The following is a 17,125-nucleotide window of genomic DNA, read 5'->3' as shown; positions in this document are numbered from 1 at the left end:
TTCGCCGGAGTCCGACTCACACGGACAACTCAGTTCGAGTTAGCTTAGCGTAAGCTAATGTCCGACGGCAGGGGGTATGGTCTGGACGAGTGGTCGGGTCACCAGGTGGCTTCGACTCGGCTCCTCGCTCCGCTCGGTGTCGGCTCGACCAGCGGTGGGGCGGCTCAACCAGCTGAGGGGCTTGGTGTCTCCGGCCAGTACCGCTTGCGCAGGTCGCCCTTCACGAGCTTGCCGGTGGGCGTGCGCGGCAGCTCGTCGACGAAGTCGACCGATCGGGGCGCCTTGTACGCCGCGATGCTGTCGGTGGTGAACGAGATCAGCTCCTCGGCGAGCTGATCGGTGGGTTCGTGACCGTCCGCGAGCTGGACACATGCCTTCGCCACCTCGCCGAGGTCGGCGTCGGGGACGCCGATCACCGCGACATCGAACACCGCGGGGTGATTGATGAGGACGTTCTCGGCCTCCTGCGGATAGATGTTGACGCCGCCGGAAATGATCATGAACGCCTTGCGGTCGGTCAGGTACAGGTAACCCTCCGCGTCGACGTACCCGACATCGCCTGTGGTGGACCAGTTCTCGTGTTCGGGATGCTGGGCCTTGCGGGTCTTGTCCGGATCGTTGTGGTACTGGAAGGCCACGTCCTCGCGTTCGAAGAACACCTGCCCGACCTCGCCGGTCGGGAGTTCCTTGCCGTCCTCGTCGCAGATGTGGACGACGCCGAGCAGTGGCTTGCCCACCGAACCGGGATGGTCCAGCGCCTCCTGGGGGCCGATGAACGTGGCCCCCGCGGCCTCGGTCGACGCGTAGTACTCGTGGATCACCGGGCCCCACCACTCGATCATCGCGCGCTTGACCTCGACCGGACACGGCGCGGCCGCGTGGACGGCGACCTTCAGGCTGCTGACGTCGTACTTGGTGCGGACGTCCGCCGGGAGCTTGAGCATCCGGATGAACATGGTGGGGACCCACTGGCTGTGGGTCACCTTGTACTTCTCGATGGCCGCGAGGGCTGCTTCCGGATCGAAACGATCCATCATCACGACCGTGCCGCCGACGGAATTCGTCATGCCGCAATAGCGCAGTGGCGCAGCGTGATACAGCGGTGCGGGGGAGAGGTAGACGGCGGTGTCGTCGTAGCCGTACATCGGCGCGAAGATCGCGGTGTAGGCGTCGGGGACCTCGTCGACCTGTCCTTCGGGCATCGGTGTCTTGATGCCCTTCGGGCGGCCGGTGGTACCCGAGGAATAGAGCATGTCGGTGCCGCGCGGTTGATCGGTACGGGTTTCGGATGAGGCATTGGCCAGTACCTCGTCGAAGCTGTCGAAGCCGTCGATGTCGCCGCCCCAGACGACGCGCCGTCCCGGGCCCGCCAGTGCCTCGATCTCGCCGGACGCCGACACGGCATCGACGACCGATGCGCCGGCGAACAGGACCTGGGCATTGCAGTCGGCGAGGATGTAGTTGGTCTCGGCTGCGGTGAGGTGGTGGTTCACGGCGGTCACGTACAGGCCGCTGCGCAGGGCCGCCCAGTAGACCTCGAACACGTGGAAGTCGTTGGCCGAGACCACTGCGATGCTGTCGCCGCGGCGAAGGCCGAGGGACTCGAGGTAGTTGGCGAGGCGGGTCGAGTTCTCGTCCAGCTGCCGGTACGTCAGTCCCTCACCGGTCGCGGCACGGACGACGGCCGGCTTGTCGGGAGTGGATTTCGCGAAGACTCCAGGAAACAAGGGAGGCGCTCCTCGTGACGAAGGGATGGACACCCCGAACGGCCGTATCTAACGATCGTTCGGGGTGGTGCGAGTCACATTACCCTAGCGTCGTGTCCGATTTCTCAGACCCTCACCGCGTCGCGAGAAACCTGTCCATGGTGCGTTCCGCGAGAGCGGTGATGGTGAGCGCGGGGTTCACCAGGCCCACGGCGCCCGGGACGAAGGAGCCGTCGACGACCCACAGGTTGTCGTAGCCGCGCACGCCGCCGTCCATGTCGGCAGCGGCACCCATCACCACGCCGCCGAGTCCGTGATAGGTGCTCGCGGAACCGAATCCGAGCGCCCGCGACGACACATGGGTACCGTTCGCGCCGAACCCGAACCGGCCCTCGGTGCGTTCGTGGAACCGCCTGATGAATGCGTTGCTGCGACGGTCGAGGTCGTTGCGGTCGGCCGGGTGGGGGTAGTTCAACTGCGCCCGACGCGTGCGATGGTCGTAGTCGATCGTGCCCCGCTCGTCGGTGTGGGCCTGGACGAGGTGGGTGGTCGCCGCCTTGCCGAGCGGCGCGGGCAGCGGGGTGGCCTGGTAGACCATCGAGACCGGCCCACCGGGCAGGTTGTCCTCATAGATCCGGGCATAACCCGGTCCGCCCTGGACGGCGCCGAAGTCCTCACGCGGGTTCGCGCGGATGGTGAGGAAGTCGCCGTTGACGCCGAAGCCGTCACCGATGCGCGGCGACAACCGCGGGAGGCGCCCCTGGGCGCGCGCCTGGACGAGCAAGCGAGTGGTGTGGAACGACCCCGCGGCCATGAAGAGGTGATCGGCCTCGGCGGTGACGGTACGCACCGAGCGTCCCTGCTCGTCGAGAACCCGTGCGGTGACGACGAATCCGGCGCGCCGTGACCGGGGCCGGATGTCGAAGACCTCGTGCATCGGCATGACGGACACGTTGCCGGTCCGTTCGGCGGCGAGGAGATAGCTGCGGTCGAGCGACTTCTTGGCGCCGCTGTTGACGCCGTAGCTCAGTTCGCCCGCGGTGACCGACGGGGTTGCCCGGCCGGCCAGTTCGTCGCGGACGATGTCCCAGTCGATCGCGAAGTCGAAGAAGTGTGGGGACGCTCCGTAGCGCTCGATGACCTTCAGCCACGACCGCGCGCCGACGTACTTCGGGTGCGCGAGGATGTCCGCGGGCAGCGGCGAGACGCCGAGCCCGGCCTTGGCGCGCGGAAAGTAGGTCTGGGCGAGCTGCGCGTAGTCGGCGGCCGCCGGGAAGATGTGGTCGAAGTCCTGGCGGCGGGGGACGGGAGTGAAAGAACCGAACACGAGGGATCCGCCGCCGACGCCCGCGCCGTACACGGCCTCGACACCGTTGCCCATCACATGGTCGAGGACACCGGGGTAGGGCTCGACCGGCAGTCCACTCGCCGCACTCGCGCCGGCCGGGCTGCCGAACCACGCCGCGCGCTTGTCGGGATTGGTGGTCGTGGCGAAGGTGTTGCCGTCCGGCCGAATCGGCCAGCGGCGGCCACGCTCGAAAACTGTTGTGCGATAACCGGCCTCGCCGAGCCGGCGGGCGGCCACCGCGCCGCCGAAGCCGGTGCCGATGACGATCGCGGTCTGCCCCGGCGCCGCCTGCGCCGGAGTGACAGTCGCGCCGAGCGCGACGAGTGCTCCGGCGCCGGCCGCCGAGCGCATGAGGGTCCGGCGAGAGACGGCCGGACCGGAGATGTCGTGGTTCACCTGGGCACCTTAGCGTGAGCTAAGTAAGGTTAGGAACTCCTCAACGTAGGTGAGAATGTGGGATGGATCACCGTTCGGGCCGGTTCTTTCCCATGACGTCACGGGATGTCTCGACGAGCCGGTGGGCGCGCCCGGACGATAGGCTCCGGGCGTGACGGCTTCGCTGGTGATCGGGGTGGACCGCGACAGTGTGTCGATGGGGGATGATGTCTCGCCACACGGGTATTCGCTCGCGGTGCAACCGGGTACGGCGCTGAGTGTCGTGCTCGAGTCGGCGGCGCCCGAGATCCGTGCCCGGGGGTGGTCCTGGGTGGCCGACGTCGACGGCCGGGTCGCCGCCGTCTGGTCGGTGGACCACGGCGTGCAGATGCTCGTCGAGGACGCTCCGGTGTCCGCCTCGGACGGGCCGCGACGGATCCACTACCGGTACTTCCTGCAGATCGACCCGGCGTGGCTGCATCGGCGGCTCGCCGACGGTACGGCCGCGAACCGGCCCGCATTGGAACGGGAGTACCGCCCCATCGGCGACCGGCGACGTGAGGAGGAAGAGCGTCGCCGGGAGAGCGACTCGTCGGCTCGGTATCTGACCGACGACTGCACCGCGGCGTTGCGTGGGTTCGGCGCGGAGTTCGATCTGCACAACGACCGGCTGGCACGCTTCACGCTGTTCGGATCGCCCATACGGGTACAGCGCGCCGACACCATGACCATGACCTTCGACGGCACGCATGGGGTCATGTCATCGATCCGGCCCGTTGCGGTCGCCGAGTGCTGGTTGGTTGCCGTCGCCGGACAGCGGGCGAGGCAGGCACGGGGACTGGCCCCGGTCATCGACGCCTCCCGGATGCCGGCGCCGGAGCTGTGGCCGATGGGGTCGGGGGTCGCTGGAACGGAGCGCTGGACGACGAGAGGCGATCCCGTCGTCCAGCTGACGGGCGACGAGGCGGTCCGGGCCTACCGGTTGTCGGCGAACCGTTCCATCAGTGAGGTCGTCACCATCCTGAATGCGCGGTGAGCGTCACTCGTGAGCGCGCACCGACGCCTCGACCAGGTCGAGCACCGCGTGCAGGTCGTCGGTGGGCTGGCCGGTGGCCAACCGGGTGATCAGGCCGTCGAGGACGAGGTCGAGATAGTTCAGCAGGACGTCTGTCGGCACGTCGTCGCGCAGGCGTCCCGCCTGGCGGCCCCGTTCCAGCCGACTCAGGGTCGCCTGCTCGACCTCGGCCGAGTACGACACCCACTCCGCCCGGAAACCGTTGTCCGTCCGTAGTTTTCGGGCGATCTCCAACCGGGTGCCGAGCCAGTCGAAATCCTGCGGCCGGGTGAGCATGTCGCGCATCACCTGCACCAGACCCTGTTCGGCAGCCACATCGGCCATGCGCTCGGCATCTTCCCGGGCAAGCGCGAGGAACAGCGCTTCCTTGTCCCGATAGTGGTGGAAGATCGCTCCGCGGGACAGGCCCGTGGACTCCTCGATGCGCTTGACGGTGGCGCCGTCGTATCCGTACTCCGCGAAGCAATGCCGCGCGCCGTCGAGAATCTCCCGACGACGCGCGGCAAGCCGGTCATCGCTGACCTTGGGCACGTCGAGTGCCTCCTGTCAGCTCTTGATCATGTTGCGCAGCACGTACTGCAGGATGCCTCCGTTGCGGTAGTAGTCGGCTTCGCCGGGGGTGTCGATGCGGACCTTCGCATCGAACTCCACCGTCGAACCGTCCTCCTTGGTGGCGGTGACGTGCACGGTCGACGGCGTGGTGCCGTTGTTCAGCTCCTCGATCCCGGCGATGTCGAAGGTCTCCGTGCCGTCGAGGCCCAGCGACTTGTGCGACTCACCCTCGGGGAACTGCAGCGGGATCACGCCCATGCCGATCAGGTTCGAGCGGTGGATGCGCTCGAAGCTCTCGGTGATGACGGCCTTGACGCCGAGCAGGCTGGTGCCCTTGGCGGCCCAGTCACGCGACGACCCGGTGCCGTACTCCTTGCCGCCGAGCACGACGAGCGGGATGTTCTGCTCGGCGTAGTTCTGCGCGGCGTCGTAGATGAACGACTGCGGTGCACCCTCCTGGGTGAAGTCGCGGGTGTAGCCGCCGGTGACACCGTCGAGCAGCTGGTTCTGCAGACGGATGTTGCCGAAGGTCGACCGGATCATCACCTCGTGGTTGCCGCGGCGGGCGCCCAGCGAGTTGTAGTCCTTGCGGGCCACACCGTTCGCGTCGAGGTACTGCGCGGCGGGGGTGCCGGGCTTGATCGTCGACGCGGGGGAGATGTGGTCGGTGGTCACCGAGTCGCCGAGCTTCGCGAGCACGCGTGCGCCCTTGATGTCGGAGACCGGCGACGGCTCACGCTGCATGCCCTCGAAGTACGGAGGCTTGCGCACGTAGGTGGACTCGTCGTCCCACTCGAAGGTCTTGCCCGACGGGGTCGGCAGGTTCTGCCAGCGCTCGTCGCCCTTGAAGACGTCGGCGTAATCCGAGGCGTACTGCTCCGGCGAGATCGACGAGGCGATGGTCGCCTCGATCTCCTCGTTGGACGGCCAGATGTCCTTGAGGAACACGTCGTTGCCGTCGGTGTCCTGGCCGAGGGCGTCGGTCTCGAAGTCGAAGTCCATCGTTCCGGCCAGTGCATAGGCGATGACCAGCGGCGGCGACGCGAGGTAGTTCATCTTCACGTCGGGGTTGATGCGACCCTCGAAGTTGCGGTTGCCCGAGAGCACCGCGGTGGCGGTCAGGTCGTTGTCGTTGATCGCCTTGGAGATCTCCTCCGGCAGCGGGCCCGAGTTGCCGATGCAGGTGGTGCAGCCGTAGCCGACGAGGTAGAAGCCGAGCTTCTCCAGGTACGGCCACAGGCCGGACTTGTCGTAGTAGCCGGTGACGACCTGCGAACCGGGTGCCATCGAGGTCTTGACCCACGGCTTGGAGCTCAGGCCCTTCTCGACGGCCTTCTTGGCGAGCAGCGCCGCACCGAGCATGACCGACGGGTTGGACGTGTTGGTGCAGCTGGTGATCGACGCGATGGTCACGATGCCGTGGTCGAGGATCATCGAGCCGCGCTCCTCGGAGTCGACCCGGACCGGGTTGGTCGGCCGACCCTCGGCGCCGTTGGCGGCCGAGTGCAGTGGCTCGGCGTCGTCGTCGGCGAAGGACAGCGTCGCGGGATCGGACGCCGGGAAGGTCTCCTCGACGGCCTCGTCGAGCTTCGTCTGCGGGGCGGAGTTGCCGTTCTCGACGTAGTTGTGGATGTCCTTGCGGAACGCGTTCTTGGCGTCCCACAGCTCGATCCGGTCCTGCGGGCGCTTCGGGCCGGCGATCGAGGGCACGACGTCGGCGAGATCGAGTTCGAGGTACTCGGAGTAGACGGCCTCCTCGGCGTCCTTCTCCAGCCACATGCCCTGTTCCTTGGCGTACGCCTCGACGAGCGCGAGCGTCTCCTCGCTGCGGCCGGTGAGCCGCAGGTACTTCACGGTCTCCTCGTCGATGGGGAACATCGCACAGGTGGAACCGAACTCGGGGCTCATGTTGCCGATGGTGGCGCGGTTGGCCAGCGGGACCTCGCCGACGCCGTTGCCGTAGAACTCGACGAACTTGCCGACGACGCCGTGCTTGCGGAGCATCTCGGTGATGGTGAGGACCACGTCGGTGGCGGTCACGCCGGGCTTGGCCGAGCCGGTCAGCTTGAAGCCGACGACACGCGGGATCAGCATCGAGACCGGCTGGCCGAGCATCGCGGCCTCGGCCTCGATGCCGCCGACGCCCCAGCCCAGGACGCCGAGACCGTTCTCCATGGTGGTGTGCGAGTCGGTGCCGATACAGGTGTCGGGGTAGGCCACGCCATCGCGGACCATGATCGAGCGCGCGAGGTGCTCGATGTTGACCTGGTGGACGATGCCGGTGCCCGGCGGCACGACGCGGAAGTCGTCGAAGGCGCCCTGGCCCCAGCGGAGGAACTTGTAGCGCTCTTCGTTGCGCTGGTACTCGATCTCGACGTTGCGCTCGAAGGCCTGCGCGTTGCCGAAGGCCTCGATGATGACCGAGTGGTCGATGACCATCTCGGCGGGCGCGAGGGGGTTCACCTTGTCCGGGTCGCCGCCGAGTTCCTTGACCGCGTCACGCATCGTGGTGAGGTCGACGATGCAGGGCACGCCGGTGAAGTCCTGCATGATCACGCGCGCGGGGGTGAACTGGATCTCGATGCTGGGGTCCGCGTTCGGATCCCAGTTCGCGATCGCCTCGATGTGTTCCTTCGTGATGTTGGCGCCGTCTTCGGTGCGCAGCAGGTTCTCCGCCAGGACCTTCAGCGAGTAGGGGAGTTTGCCGGTGCCCTCGACCGCGTTCAGACGGTAGATCTCGTAGCTGTTGTCGCCGACGTCCAGCGTGCCGCGGGCGTCGAAGGAATTGATACTCACGTCTAAATCCACTCTCCTCATGTACCGGCGGGCTGCGCCGGCGATACTCGATGATCCACTTGCGGTCGGGCGTGACCGGCGGGCGGGCGTCGCTCCCGTTCCGTCGGTGTGTGCGCCGTCTGACGTTCTGCACCGGCGGGCTGCGCCGGCGCCATCGGATGTCCGCGAGGGCCACCCGCGACAACATCGTCCAGTCTAACAGTACGAGCGTACTGTTACCAAGCTCGTGCCCGGGACGCGCCGGGCGGACGTGCCGCCACCGGAGTACCCAGACGACTCCATTGTGTCGTACGGTGCAGGGCGGGGTTCGGCGAGTGGACACTCGACGTCGGCGCGATACCGGCCGTCCACGTCTGCGCAACCCCGGTGATCTCGAGAGGACAGGGGTGGCGGATGGGTCCGCAGGCGACGACGTTGGTGCTGGCAGCTCCTGCGGAGAACAACGAACTCACCGGACTCGTCGGGGTCGAGATGGGCGAGCTGTCCCGGGACATCGCCGATGACGGTGTCGCCGGTGCGACACCCGAGCAGTTGCCCCGGATGCTCGAGGTCGTCGAGTACGCCCACTCCAAGGGTCACGACGTGAGCTTCGTGGTCATCGATCAGGTGCAGCCGCGCTTCACGCTCTACCGCGACATCGCGAACCAGTTGCAGGAGCAGGTCGGCGGAACCGTCATCGTGCTGGGCCCCAACTCGGTCGGTAGCTCGTCTCCGGATTTCAGCCGCGTGGTGCAGGAGCAGGCCACCGACGGCCTCACGCTGACGGACCCGGCCGGGGCGGCTCGCCAGATGATCGACACGATGACCGGTCCGAATGTGGACTGGACGATCGTCGGCGTCCTGCTGGTCCTCGTCGTCGCGATCGGTGCGGTGCTCGCCAGGCTGCGTCGGATCCGCACCCGCAAGAACCTGGCCGCCGGTCCGCTGGGACCCGTGCAGCCCGCCGGCACGACATCGGACGAACCGTCGTCGCGCCACCGCGAGTCGTCTTCTTCCGGCAGGTAGTCGCGAGGCTCCGGCGCCGCTCGACGCGACAGCCGGGGCGCCCGATCTCGACCCCCTGACACCCGTCTCGTCCCTCCCTGCGGACCATGGCCGGCGTGTCGTCCGGTCTGTTGCCAATTCGAGACCTCGACAACTGCTCGAGCTTTCGCCAGTTCACGGCATTTTCGCAGGTAATCACGCGTTTGTAATTCACGAACGCGGTTTTCTCGTGTGGTTGATGTGACGTACGGTTCTGATGTCACGTGTGATGCCTGTGTCCCCTACAGGGTCCGATGTGGCGCAAGTGCAGTGCGTGATCGCCGCGGTTTCGACGACCCGGACGATCGCCGGCCGGGGATCGCGAGATCCCCGCACGAATCGCGAGGAGTTCCAGGTGAGGCGAGGAAGAACTGGTGCGTCGTGGCCGGCGCGCGTCTCGGCAGCCCTGGCTGTCGTACTCATCTGCGCGCTCGGCGCGGGTCACGCCGACGCGGCACCCAAGAAGACGCCCGAGTCGCCCATCTCCGGTCTGATCAACCGCATCGCGACGGTCAACCAGGACATCGCCGACCTGGATCAGGCGCTCGCCGCCCGCCAGGAGAACGTGAACCGGTCGATCGCCGATTTCCAGAACTCCCTCGCCCAGCGACGCCTCGCCACGGTGGCCGCACGCGGCGCCCGGACCGAACTCGATCGCTCCAGCAAGGCCGTCGTCGATGCGCAGAAGGAGTTCGACCGGTTCGCGCGGCTGGCCTACCAGCAGGGACCCGAGCAGGGCTCGATGTCGAACTACGTGTCCTCGGAAGACCCGCAGGCCGTGCTCGACCGCATGAAGCTGATCGACCAGGTCGGCAAGAAGCAGCAGGAGATGATCCGGCGGCTGCAGGTCGCACGCAACCAGAAGGCCAACCGTCTCGCCGCGGTGGAGGCCACCCGTCGACAGGCGTCGTTCGCGGCCAAGAGCGCCGAGCAGCGCAAGATCGATGCGATGGCCGCGGTGACCGAGGCCAAGACCGCCATCACGACCCAGCAGAAGCGCAAGGCCACCCTCATCGGTGAGCGCGATCGGGTACAGAAGCGTCTCAACACCATTCGCGGCTATGTCCCGAAGAAGACGGTCGAGGGGCCGTCGGCGAGCGATCTGCTGTCCAACCTGTTCCCGAAGGACCCGTCGGCCGAGGGTGCCCTGAAGGCGCTGCCGGCCACGCCGGTCACCGACAACCAGGCGCTCGCCGTCGCGGCCGAGGCCGCCGCACGCCTCGCGGTCGATGTCGGTCAGTCGATCCTCGCGGGTCTCGTCGGTCAGCAGCAGCTGCCGCAGTCGGAGTTGCTGAATGAGCTCGGACTCGGTGGTGCGGATGTCACCGGCAGCAGCGGTGGCGACACCCTCAGCGCGCGACTCGGTTCCGGAAGCCTCGGCACCCTGTTCGGCAGCTCCTCCGGCGGTGGCGGCGGAGGTGGGATGGTCCGACCCGGACTGCGCGGCCCGCAGGCGGTGGAGATCGCGGTCAACCGCGCCCTCTCGCAGCTGAACGTGCCCTACGCCTGGGGCGGCGGCGACGCCAACGGGCCCACGCAGGGCATCCGCGACGGCGGCGTCGCCGACAGCTACGGCGACTACAACAAGATCGGCTTCGACTGCTCGGGTCTGATGATCTACGCGTTCGCCGGAGTGGGTATCGAGTTGCCGCACTACACCGGCTACCAGTACACCTCGGGACCGCAGTTCCCGCTGTCGCAGATGCGCCGCGGCGACATGATCTTCTACGGCCCCAACGCGAGTGCGCACGTCGCGCTCTACCTCGGGGACAACAAGATGGTCGAGGCGCCGCAGTCCGGAGACGTCGTCAAGGTGTCGCCGCTGCGCACCGACGGCGCGATGCCGAACGTGGTGCGTCTGCTCTGACGGCCGGCGGTCCGGGCGGGGGTCGTGAACGACCGACAACCGCCGAGTCTTCTTGGCACCTTTTCAGTTCGCACGGCTAGGCTGGCACAGACACGCGGGGTCGACGCCTGCGCGCTGCGCGATCGCGGCCGCACCCAGGGCTGACGCCTCGCCGCCCGAGAAGAACAGCAGTTCAGAGGAACAGGAGCACGGGTTGACCGAATCGCACTCCCTCGGCAAGGCGGCCACGGGGGATCCCGGGGCGGCAGGAGCGGACTCCTCGGTGCTGAGCGACGCCGACGTCGCCCTGCTCGAACGGGCCATCTACGAGGTCAAGCGCGTCATCGTCGGCCAGGATCAGCTCGTCGAGCGCATTCTCGTCGGTCTGCTCGCCCGAGGCCACATCCTGCTGGAGGGTGTGCCCGGTGTCGCGAAGACGCTCGCGGTCGAGACGTTCGCCCGCGTCGTCGGCGGGTCGTTCTCCCGCGTCCAGTTCACCCCCGACCTGGTGCCCACCGACCTGATCGGTACGCGTATCTACCGCCAGGGCCGTGAGGAATTCGACACCGAGCTGGGCCCGGTCGTCGCGAACTTCCTGCTGGCCGACGAGATCAACCGCGCACCCGCCAAGGTGCAGTCCGCCCTGCTCGAGGTGATGGCCGAGCGGCATGTCTCGATCGGCGGCAAGACTTACTCGATGCCGGATCCGTTCCTGGTGATGGCGACCCAGAACCCCATCGAGAACGAGGGCGTCTACCCGCTGCCCGAGGCCCAGCGGGACCGCTTCCTGTTCAAGGTGCTCGTCGACTACCCGTCGGTGGAGGAGGAGCGAGAGATCGTCTACCGGATGGGCAACGTCCCACCGACCGCGTCCCAGGTCCTCGATCCGGCCGCGATGCTGCGCCTGCAGCGGACCGCGGCGAACGTCTTCGTCCACCACGCCCTCGTCGACTACGTCGTCCGCGTCATCAACGCGACCCGCCGCCCGGCCGAGCTGGGCCTCAACGACGTCGCCTCCTGGCTGTCCTACGGGGCATCGCCGCGCGCGACCCTGGGCATCGTGGCCGCCGCTCGCGCGCTGGCGCTGGTCCGCGGTCGCGATTACGTGATCCCGCAGGACGTCGTCGAGATCATGCCCGACGTGCTCCGGCACCGACTGGTGCTGTCCTACGACGCGCTCGCCGACGAGATCGACGCCGACCAGGTGATCGCCCGGGTCCTGCAGACCGTCGGACTGCCGCAGGTCGGCGCGCAGCCGATCCCGCAGGGGCAGTACCCGGCCGGGCAGCCGCAGGCGCCCAACGGTGGACACGGGCCGAATGGGTATGCGGGACAGCAGGTCTCGCAGTCCGCCGGACCGGTTGACCCGAATTCGGCACCGGCGAACCGGAATTCACCTCAGTATGGCGGCTAATCGCGACCTTCCGCGCCTCGGAGCCGGTCTGCTCGACGAGCCGCAGCTGACCGCGGCCCTGAAGATGCTCGAGCTCACCGTGCGGCGCAAGCTCGACGGCGTGCTGCAGGGTGAGCACCTGGGACTGATTCCCGGACCGGGTTCGGAACCGGGGGAGGCACGGGCCTACCAGCCGGGCGACGACGTCCGGCGGATGGAGTGGTCGGTCACCGCGCGCACCACGCAGCCGCATGTCCGGCAGATGATCGCCGACCGCGAACTGGAGACCTGGCTCGTCGTCGATGCCTCGGCCAGTCTCGACTTCGGCACCGTCGACTGCACCAAGCGTGACCTCGCGGTGGCTGCGGCCGCGGCGCTGGTCCATCTCACGACCGGCGGCGGCAACCGGCACGGCGCGCTGGTGGTGACCGGCGACGACCTCGTGCGGGTTCCCGCCCGGGCGGGACGCGCGCACGCACAGAACCTCTTGAAGGCCATCGCCACGACCCGACGCAGTTCTCCCGGGGTGCGCGGCGATCTGAGGGCGGGCATCGAGGCCCTCCGCCGGCCCCAGCGTCGGCGCGGGCTCGCGGTCGTCATCAGCGACTTCCTCGGACCCATCGACTGGGAACGCTCGCTCCGCGCCATCGGCGCGCATCACGAACTGCTCGCGGTCGAGGTCCTCGACCCCCGCGACCTCGATCTGCCGGCGATCGGCGAGGTCACGCTGGCCGATGCGGAATCCGGCGAGATCCACGACGTGACGATCACCGAAGATCTCCGACGCGACTTCGCGGCCGCGGCCGCGGCGCACCAGCAGCGGGTCCACCGCACGCTGCGCAGTTGTGGCGGGGCGGTCCTGACCCTGCGTACCGATCGCGAATGGATCGCCGACACCGTCAAGTTCGTCGCACAACGCCGTCGCGGCCTCGCGGCGGGGGTGGGGTAGGCCGATGCTGTCCAGTCCCTGGTGGTTGCTGCTGCTCCTGGTCGTGGTGCTGCTCGGCGTAACCTACGTGTACATGCTGCGGCGCCGTAGGCAACGCGCGCTGACCTTCGCGAACCTCGACCTGCTGAAGTCGGTCGCCCCGGCCGACCGCGGCCGGTTGCGTCACCTGCCGATCGCGCTCCTGATCATCTCGCTGATCCTGCTGACGGTCGCGCTCTCCGGCCCGCAGGCGGATCGGAAGGTGCCGCGCAACAAGGCGACGGTGGTGCTGGTGATGGACGTGTCGCGATCGATGAACGCCACCGACGTGTCGCCCTCCCGGATCCGCGCGGCCCAGGAGGCGGCCAAGAAGTTCGCCGACGAGCTGACCGAGGGGATCAATCTCGGTCTGATCTCCTTCGCCGGGACCGCGGCGAGCCTGGTGTCACCGACACCCGACCACAACGCGACCAAGGTCGCCGTGGACAAACTCCGTCTCGACGACAAGACGGCAACCGGCGAGGGCATCTTCGCGGCGCTCCAGCAGATCAGCACCCTGAACGCGGTGCTCGGCGGCACCGAGGGCGCGCCGCCCGCGCGCATCGTGCTGCTCTCCGACGGCAAGGAGACCGTGCCGGACGACCCCGACGATCCGCGCGGTGCCTTCACCGCTGCCCGCAAGGCCAAGGAGGAGAAGATCCCGGTCTCCACCATCTCCTTCGGCACCCGGACGGGCACCGTCGAACTCGAGGGTGACCGGGTGCCGGTCCCGGTCGACGACGACTCGCTGCGCAAGATCGCCAACCTGTCCGGCGGCGACTTCTTCACCGCGGCCAGCCTCGACGAACTGAACAAGGTCTACGAGCAGCTGCAGGACGAGATCGGTTATGAGACCCGGCGAGGGGACAATTCGAAGCCGTGGCTGATCGCGGGTACGTTGTTTGCGCTGGTGTCGGCGTTCGCCGCGCTGGCGATCAATCGCCGGCTGCCCTGACGCGGAGGTGTCCGGGGTGTGCCGCCGCGCCCCCGCGCGCCGACCGCGTGCCACCCACGCAACGAGAACGGATAGGTTGAACACCCATGACGGCAGCTAGCAACGAAGCGCAGAATCCCTCCCGCTCGGTCCTGGTCACCGGCGGCAACCGCGGAATCGGCCTGGCCGTGGCACAGCGCCTCGCGGCCGACGGTCACCGGGTCGCGGTGACCCATCGTGGTTCCGGGGCCCCGGACGGACTGTTCGGCGTGAAGTGCGATGTCACCGACTCCGAGTCGGTGGACCGCGCGTTCGCCGAGGTCGAGGAGCACCAGGGCCCCGTCGAGATCCTCGTCGCCAACGCGGGCATCACCGACAACATGCTCCTCATGCGACTGTCCGAGGACTCCTTCGAGAAGGTCGTCGACGCGAACCTCACCGGCGCATTCCGGTGCGCCAAGCGCGCCACCAAGGGGATGCAGCGCGCCAAGTGGGGACGCATGATCTTCCTCGGCTCGGTGGTCGCGATGTCCGGCATCCCCGGACAGGTGAACTACGCCGCCTCGAAGGCGGGCCTGATCGGCATGGCGCGCTCGATCGCACGTGAGATCGGGTCCCGGAACATCACCGCCAATGTCGTGGCGCCCGGATTCATCGAGACGGACATGACCGCGTCGATGGAGGACCGCTACATCGAGATGGCCAAGCAGGCCATCCCGCTCGGCCGTACCGGCAAGCCCGAGGACGTCGCCGCGGCCATCAGCTTCCTCGCCTCCGACGAGGGCGGCTACATATCCGGTGCGGTCCTGCCCGTCGACGGCGGCATGGGCATGGGGCACTGACCGTCACCCGATCACCGAGCCGCCATGCGCGGCCACACGGCACGTCAATCAACGTCGATCTCAGGAGCACATCCACGTGAGCGGAATCCTGGACGGGAAGACCGTCCTCATCACGGGCATCATCACCGATGCGTCGATCGCCTTCCACGCTGCCGCCATGGCGCAGGAGCAGGGCGCGACCGTCATCATCACCGGCATCCCCGAGCGGCTCCGGCTGATCGACCGGATCGCCAAGCGGTTGCCCAAGGAGGTGCCGCCGGCCATCGGTCTCGACGTCACCAACGAGGACGACCTCGACGCACTCGCCGGGAAGATCACCGAACTGGCACCGCAGGGCATCGACGGCGTCATGCACTCGATCGCCTTCGCGCCCCGGACGTTGATGGGCCCCGAGGCCAAGCCGTTCCTGGAGGGGCCCGGCCCCGACGCCGCGAAGGCCTTCGAGATCTCGGCCTGGAGCTACGCCTCGCTCGCCCGGGCCGTGCTGCCCGCCATGAACGAGGGCGGATCGATCGTGGGCATGGACTTCGACCCCCGCACCGCGATGCCGTACTACAACTGGATGGGCGTGGCGAAGGCTGCGCTGGAATCGGTGAACCGGTACGTGGCGCGCGAGGTCGGCAACGCCAAGAACGTCCGATCGAATCTCGTGGCCGCCGGTCCCATCAAGACCCTGGCCGCGAAGGCCATCGCCGGGACCGCGACAGACGACGCCAAGCAGCTCAACATGCTCAACGAGTACTGGGACGGTGCGTCGCCGATCGGCTGGGACGTCGATGACCCGACCGTCGTCGCCAAGTCGGTCTGCGCACTGCTCAGCGACTGGCTGCCGGCCACCACCGGTTCCATCGTCTACGTCGACGGCGGCGCCAGCCACAACACCTGGTTCCCGGAGGGCATGACCACCGGCTCATGAGCTCGCCAGCACCGGGCGACACCGCGCCCTTCGATGCCGTCCTGTTCCTGTCGTTCGGCGGGCCGGACGGACCCGATGACGTGATGCCGTTCCTGGAGAACGTCACCCGTGGTCGCGGAATCCCGCGTGAGCGGCTCGAGTCGGTGGCCGAGCACTACCTCCACTTCGGTGGTGTCTCGCCGATCAACCGGCTCAACCTGGAGATGATCGACGCGCTCCGCGACGAGCTCGGCCGGCGCGGTGTCGACCTGCCGGTGTACTTCGGAAACCGCAACTGGCACCCGATGGTCGAGGACACACTGGCCGAGATGTATCGGGCCGGACATCGCCGGATCCTCGTGTTCCCGACGTCGGCGTGGGGTGGCTACTCCGGCTGCCGGCAGTATCACGAGGACATCGACCGGGCGCTGACAGCACTGGCCGAACGCGAGCCGGGCAGCAGTCGTCCCGACGACGCGGTGGTGTTGCGCAAACTTCCGCAGTACTGGTCGCATCCGGCGTTCGTCGCGGCCGGGGCCGACGCGGTACGCCGCGCGTTCGAGACGCTCGGCCCCGGTGACGAGACCCCGCGGCTGGTGTTCACCGCCCACTCGGTACCGACCTCGGCCGACGCCGCGTCGGGGCCCGCAGCGGACGGCGGCGGCCTGTACTCGCGCCAGGTGATGGCTGCCTCACAGGCTGTCGCCGACGAACTCGGCGTCACCGACTTCGATCAGGTCTGGCAGTCGCGGTCGGGTCCGCCGCAGATCCCATGGCTCGAGCCGGACATCTGTGATCATCTGGAAAGCCTTGCTGCCCAGGGGGTCCGGCGCGTGGTGGTGTACCCCGTGGGGTTCATCTCCGACCATCTCGAGGTGATCTGGGATCTGGACAACGAGGGCGCCGAGGTCGCCGAACGGCTGGGCATCGACTATGCGCGCGCCGCCACCGTGGGTCCCGATCCGCGTTTCATCTCGATGATCGGCGACTTCGTCCAGGGTTACGCCGGGGGCGACGGCGATCTGTCCGCCATGGGGTGCGGCGACAACGGTCGTACGTGTCGAGATCGGTGTTGTGTGCCTGCGGCGCGACCGAAGAGGAGGGTGGCCGACCAGATTCGGCCGACAATGGGAAGCGATTCGCGAACATAACGATTCGGTATAGGAATGGATCAAAATGTAATCTGTGCCTCAACCGAAATGCAACTCTCTTGGTACGCGCACCTGAATCAGGGTGCGAATGTGAGAGAGGAATCCCCATGGCAGAAGGACCTATCGAACTCGAAATCGATTTTCTCGGACCGATTCTCGAAACACTCTCCACCGGCTCCGCCGAGGGCAGCAGCGAACCCGTCAGCTGAGAGTGTTCGCCTC

At 67.8% G+C, this 17,125-nt stretch carries 13 protein-coding genes; 9 read left to right on the top strand and 4 right to left on the bottom strand.

The genetic code is table 11. From position 1 onward, the window contains the following. Positions 1–164: 164 nt before the first annotated feature. Both AB4Z55_RS15575 and AB4Z55_RS15570 read right to left on the bottom strand, forming a co-directional pair. Positions 165–1,727, bottom strand: coding sequence for an acyl-CoA synthetase (locus tag AB4Z55_RS15575; protein ID WP_354559530.1), 1,563 nt, complete (start codon positions 1,725–1,727; stop codon positions 165–167). Positions 1,728–1,839: 112 nt separating this feature from the next. After that, entirely contained in the window at positions 1,840–3,405 is a 1,566-nt protein-coding gene (locus AB4Z55_RS15570; RefSeq protein WP_239399254.1) for a GMC oxidoreductase, read from the bottom strand. Positions 3,406–3,601: 196 nt separating this feature from the next. Here AB4Z55_RS15570 and AB4Z55_RS15565 point away from each other — a divergent pair, with 196 nt between their 5' ends. Further along, on the top strand, positions 3,602–4,465 hold the full coding sequence (locus tag AB4Z55_RS15565; protein WP_239398640.1) for a hypothetical protein: 864 nt from the start codon (positions 3,602–3,604) through the stop codon (positions 4,463–4,465). 3 nt (positions 4,466–4,468) lie between these two features. Here AB4Z55_RS15565 and AB4Z55_RS15560 read toward each other — a convergent pair whose 3' ends face one another. Both AB4Z55_RS15560 and AB4Z55_RS15555 read right to left on the bottom strand, forming a co-directional pair. Further along, positions 4,469–5,035 (bottom strand): TetR/AcrR family transcriptional regulator, encoded by a 567-nt coding sequence (locus AB4Z55_RS15560; protein ID WP_101818848.1) that lies wholly within the window; start codon positions 5,033–5,035, stop codon positions 4,469–4,471. 15 nt (positions 5,036–5,050) lie between these two features. Beyond that, entirely contained in the window at positions 5,051–7,873 is a 2,823-nt protein-coding gene (locus AB4Z55_RS15555) for an aconitate hydratase (RefSeq protein ID WP_085944170.1), read from the bottom strand. Between the two features lie 372 nt (positions 7,874–8,245). On the opposite strand from AB4Z55_RS15555, the gene AB4Z55_RS15550 reads away from it, so the two are divergent. The 8 genes from AB4Z55_RS15550 to AB4Z55_RS15515 all read left to right on the top strand — a co-directional run bounded on the left by AB4Z55_RS15550 (position 8,246) and on the right by AB4Z55_RS15515 (position 16,903). Then, positions 8,246–8,857: a DUF6676 family protein gene (locus AB4Z55_RS15550; protein WP_239398643.1), complete on the top strand. Its 612-nt coding sequence runs from the start codon at positions 8,246–8,248 to the stop codon at positions 8,855–8,857. A gap of 373 nt (positions 8,858–9,230) precedes the next feature. Then, on the top strand, positions 9,231–10,742 hold the full coding sequence (locus AB4Z55_RS15545; RefSeq protein WP_033203537.1) for an NlpC/P60 family protein: 1,512 nt from the start codon (positions 9,231–9,233) through the stop codon (positions 10,740–10,742). Between the two features lie 193 nt (positions 10,743–10,935). After that, the gene (locus AB4Z55_RS15540) at positions 10,936–12,135 is read left to right on the top strand and encodes a MoxR family ATPase (protein ID WP_004019125.1); all 1,200 of its coding nucleotides are present in this window, start codon (positions 10,936–10,938) and stop codon (positions 12,133–12,135) included. Then, complete coding sequence (locus AB4Z55_RS15535) at positions 12,125–13,063, top strand: DUF58 domain-containing protein (protein ID WP_004019124.1); 939 nt, start codon at positions 12,125–12,127, stop codon at positions 13,061–13,063. Before AB4Z55_RS15540 ends, AB4Z55_RS15535 begins: the two co-directional genes overlap by 11 nt. Before the next feature lie 4 nt (positions 13,064–13,067). Then, positions 13,068–14,036 (top strand): VWA domain-containing protein, encoded by a 969-nt coding sequence (locus AB4Z55_RS15530; RefSeq protein WP_354559528.1) that lies wholly within the window; start codon positions 13,068–13,070, stop codon positions 14,034–14,036. A gap of 86 nt (positions 14,037–14,122) precedes the next feature. After that, positions 14,123–14,857, top strand: coding sequence for a 3-oxoacyl-ACP reductase FabG1 (gene fabG1 / locus AB4Z55_RS15525; protein WP_004019122.1), 735 nt, complete (start codon positions 14,123–14,125; stop codon positions 14,855–14,857). A 76-nt stretch (positions 14,858–14,933) separates the two neighbouring features. Next, positions 14,934–15,773 carry an NADH-dependent enoyl-ACP reductase InhA gene (gene inhA / locus AB4Z55_RS15520; protein ID WP_004019121.1) on the top strand — a complete coding sequence of 280 codons (840 nt, stop codon included), beginning with the start codon at positions 14,934–14,936 and terminating at the stop codon, positions 15,771–15,773. After that, complete coding sequence (locus tag AB4Z55_RS15515) at positions 15,770–16,903, top strand: ferrochelatase (protein WP_369520050.1); 1,134 nt, start codon at positions 15,770–15,772, stop codon at positions 16,901–16,903. Before inhA ends, AB4Z55_RS15515 begins: the two co-directional genes overlap by 4 nt. Positions 16,904–17,125: the final 222 nt, after the last annotated feature.

This window comes from Gordonia sp. ABKF26 (assembly GCF_041103195.1).
Lineage (GTDB): Bacteria > Actinomycetota > Actinomycetes > Mycobacteriales > Mycobacteriaceae > Gordonia > Gordonia terrae.
This window is presented reverse-complemented; position numbering and strand designations above follow the sequence as displayed.

Excerpts from the sequence above, each read along its gene's own strand:
- AB4Z55_RS15555 (WP_085944170.1), bottom strand. The coding sequence starts at position 7,873 with ATGAGGAGAGTGGATTTAGACGTGAGTATCAATTCCTTCGACGCCCGC.
- fabG1 (WP_004019122.1), top strand. The coding sequence starts at position 14,123 with ATGACGGCAGCTAGCAACGAAGCGCAGAATCCCTCCCGCTCGGTCCTG.
- AB4Z55_RS15535 (WP_004019124.1), top strand. The coding sequence starts at position 12,125 with ATGGCGGCTAATCGCGACCTTCCGCGCCTCGGAGCCGGTCTGCTCGAC.
- AB4Z55_RS15515 (WP_369520050.1), top strand. The coding sequence starts at position 15,770 with ATGAGCTCGCCAGCACCGGGCGACACCGCGCCCTTCGATGCCGTCCTG.
- AB4Z55_RS15530 (WP_354559528.1), top strand. The coding sequence starts at position 13,068 with ATGCTGTCCAGTCCCTGGTGGTTGCTGCTGCTCCTGGTCGTGGTGCTG.
- AB4Z55_RS15570 (WP_239399254.1), bottom strand. The coding sequence starts at position 3,405 with ATGCGCTCGGCGGCCGGCGCCGGAGCACTCGTCGCGCTCGGCGCGACT.
- AB4Z55_RS15550 (WP_239398643.1), top strand. The coding sequence starts at position 8,246 with ATGGGTCCGCAGGCGACGACGTTGGTGCTGGCAGCTCCTGCGGAGAAC.